The organism is Kitasatospora nipponensis (assembly GCF_039528135.1).
GTDB classification, from domain to species: Bacteria; Actinomycetota; Actinomycetes; order Streptomycetales; family Streptomycetaceae; genus Kitasatospora; species Kitasatospora nipponensis.
In genome coordinates this window covers 1-762 of sequence record NZ_BAAALF010000663.1, presented here as the reverse complement: position 1 = coordinate 762, position 762 = coordinate 1, and the positions used below count along the sequence as shown (strand labels likewise).

Genomic DNA, 762 nt, shown 5'->3' with positions numbered 1-762 from the left:
CCCTCTCACAGGCGGTGATCGCGTTGCCGTACTACCGGACGACGAACCCCGCGATGGCGCGCAACGCCCGGCACGTGATCCGGGCGGTGCTGGACGAAGGCTGATGCGCGGCTCCCTGTGGATCCTGGCGGGTCGTCAGATGTTTCCGCTCCGCTCGGGAAGGACGGATACCATCCGGTCCGAGCGATGATGATCATCGCTGACCAGTGGGGGGATTTCATGCGTACGTACACCAAAGGTCTGCTGGCCCTGGCGTTCAGCTCGGTGCTCACCCTGACGTCCGGGGCCTCGGGCGCCGCAGCCGACAGCAGGGGGCTGGAGATCGCCGTTCGGCCCTAGGTGTGGCCCGGGGACCCGATGCTCACGGGGCTTCAGACGGCCTCGCCCGCAGCATCCGTGGTGGTGCTCAACCCGGGGAACGGGGACACCCCGTTCAACGCCGCCTGGCAGGCACAGGCCGACACCCTGCGCGGCGGGACCACCGCCACCGGGGCGAAGACCAAGGTGCTCGGCTACGTCCACACCGACAACGCCGCCCGTCCCCTCGCCGGCGTGAAGGCGTCCGTCGACAACTACCTGAGGACCGTCGACGGCAAGCTGCACGTCGACCGCATCTTCTTCGACGTGGTCAGCCGCGACTGCGGCCCCGGGAACAGCTCCCGCGACTACTACCTGGCGCTGCGTCAGTACGTGCAGAGCACCGTAGACGCCCTCGACCCGGCCGTCCAGGAACTGGTGGTCGACAACCCGGGCACCGCGATC

At 68.8% G+C, this 762-nt stretch carries 1 protein-coding gene and 1 pseudogene; both read left to right on the top strand.

All coding sequences use genetic code 11. The features are described from left to right. Positions 1–104, top strand: a pseudogene (locus ABD323_RS42575) (phosphotransferase); the annotation flags it as partial. A 253-nt stretch (positions 105–357) separates the two neighbouring features. Next, positions 358–762: spherulation-specific family 4 protein (locus ABD323_RS42570; protein ID WP_344447413.1), on the top strand; the 405-nt coding region annotated here is incomplete at its 3' end.